This is a genomic window from Ferroglobus sp. (assembly GCF_015521575.1).
Classification (GTDB): domain Archaea; phylum Halobacteriota; class Archaeoglobi; order Archaeoglobales; family Archaeoglobaceae; genus Ferroglobus.
In genome coordinates this window covers 1-2,202 of record NZ_WANY01000253.1, presented here as the reverse complement: position 1 = coordinate 2,202, position 2,202 = coordinate 1, and the positions used below count along the sequence as shown (strand labels likewise).

Below are 2,202 nucleotides of genomic sequence, written 5' to 3'. Positions count from 1 at the left end.
GGGAATTCGATAGCTTGGGCAGAAAGGGGGAGCTTTCAATCCTCTTTTCATCGAGTCTGACAGCGTTGAGAAACTCTGAACGGTTGCGAGTGAAAACTTTCAATCCTCTTTTCATCGAGAAAAAGAGCTAAAACTAAACGTAAAGCGAGAAACTCCAAACTTTCAATCCTCTTTTCATCGAGAGAATCGTATATAATACGCACATATTTGAACTTTTTGATGTGAAATATTTGTTGTAGAGAAATGTTTTTAATTTTCCGTATCAAAAATGATTTAATGAGGTTAACTGAATATGGACATTTGCTAATTGACGATTTCGGTGTGACACTCAGGAAAAAGAAGAAGAGAATTTTGATAATTACAAAAGAAGGGAAGGAGGAAATCCCCATAAAATCTGTTCGAGACGTGATTATTTCGGGGAAAGCTAATATTTCAAGTGAGCTTTTGAAAGCTTTAGCAGAATCTGGAGTTGATGTCTTGCTTACGACTCCCATGGGTAAGCCTGTGGCGAGAGTTGTGAGTGCGAAACTTGGCGGAACGGCTTTGAACAGAATCGAGCAGTATAAGAGCTTGGAGGATTCGAGGGGAGTTAAAATAGCGAAATTTATCATAGCGGGAAAAACGAGGAATCAGATGTCGAACGTCAGATATTACTCGAAGAGCAGAAGGATGAACGAGGAGCTTTCGACGAGGCTCTACGAAATTTACGAAGCAATTAAAAGGAGATATGAAACTTTTCTCGAAGAGGATTTTGAAGATCTTGAAGCTGCCAGAAAGAGAATACTCGCTTACGAGGGAGAGATCGCAAATTATTATTGGGATGCAATAAAACTCAGCTTAGACGGTTGGAATTTTCCGGGGAGGGAGCAGAAAAGCGAAGATCCGGTTAATTTATCTCTGAACATCTGTTACAACCTCCTCTCGAATCAAATCTGGAAGTATACGCTAAAATTTGGTCTCGATCCTTTCATGGGTTACGTTCACGTCGACAGACCGGGAAAGCTTTCTCTCGTCTTCGACTTGATGGAGCCCTTCAGGCCGATGGTTGACAGATTCGTTGTGAGCTTCTTGAAAAGGATAACTCCAGCCTATTTCTCCGAAAAAGCTAAAGGTAACACGATAGTCACGCTGAAAAATCAGTTTTTCTCTGACTTTATGCAGAACAGAATCGAATACAAAGGCAGAAAGATGCAAATGGAGACGGTGATGTTCTACTATTTGCAGGAGTTCGTTTCTTTCCTAAAGGGGAACAAGGAGAGTTTCACGATCCCCTACATCCCGTGGTGATTGGAATGTACTACCTTGACGTTATCGAGGTGAAAAGGCTGACGAGGGATCTGCTTCCGAGGGTTAGGGAAAATCAGATAGACGACAGGCTGCGGGGCTGGAACTGGTTCGATTCTCCCGTCAGACCTTACTCAAACGAGCTTCTCTTACCTGTTTGGGATGTGGCAACATCTATTTGCCCGACTCGAAGGGATGCTTGGATAAGACACAAAATTCTGAGAAAATCCGTTCCGACGACCGTTCAGCAGGCGAAGGGATTCATTGTTCACAAGATAGTGTCCTCGATGTTTTTAAAAGCAAAAAAGCTCGTTTACCTCGGATACGAAGATTTAAGAGATGAACTAATAAAATCCGCAGAGGAAAACCTCAAAAACGAGCTAAAGGAAATGAGCAAAAATTTGGAGATTAAGGAGAAAGATGTAGAGGAACTCAAGGATTTCTGCATGAAGATAGCAAAGTGGCAGGCTACAAGGATAGAGAGCAAGGTTTTTGAAGTTAAAGCTAAGTATCCTTTCCTGAACGAAGAAAGCTTGGTTCAGCTATCTTTTCCTATAGCGACGGAAACGGTGGTCGATGGAAGCTTGCTTGGCTTGAGCAAGTATTTGAGAGCCGATGCAGCTTGGATGCTTGGAGGAATTATTTTCGACGTGAAGCTTGGAAGAAGAGAGGAGTGGCATAGACTGCAAGTAGCTGGCTACGCTTTAGCCTTTGAAAGCGTTTTTGAAAGGCCTGTTGATATTGGCTGCACGGTTTACGTTTCAAGAGCCGGCAACGGGATAAGAATTGATAGGGATTTCTATATAGTGGACGACTATTTAAGATCGAGTTTTCTTGAGAAAAGGGATGAGCTGCAAATGACGTTGCTCCGTGACTCAGAGCCGGATGTAGCAGATAAGTGTCCCAGATACTGCATTT

At 42.5% G+C, this 2,202-nt stretch carries 2 protein-coding genes; both read left to right on the top strand.

Going from position 1 to position 2,202, the window contains the following annotated elements; genetic code table 11:
• The first annotated feature begins 276 nt into the window (after nucleotides 1-276).
• Nucleotides 277-1,287 carry a CRISPR-associated endonuclease Cas1 gene (gene cas1 / locus F7C14_RS10165; RefSeq protein WP_290902528.1) on the top strand — a complete coding sequence of 337 codons (1,011 nt, stop codon included), beginning with the start codon at nucleotides 277-279 and terminating at the stop codon, nucleotides 1,285-1,287.
• Between the two features lie 5 nt (nucleotides 1,288-1,292).
• Nucleotides 1,293-2,202: type I-A CRISPR-associated protein Cas4/Csa1 (cas4a, locus tag F7C14_RS10160; RefSeq protein ID WP_290902526.1), on the top strand; the 910-nt coding region annotated here is incomplete at its 3' end.

Coding starts and splice junctions, on each gene's coding strand:
- cas1 (WP_290902528.1), top strand. CDS start 277: ATGAGGTTAACTGAATATGGACATTTGCTAATTGACGATTTCGGTGTG.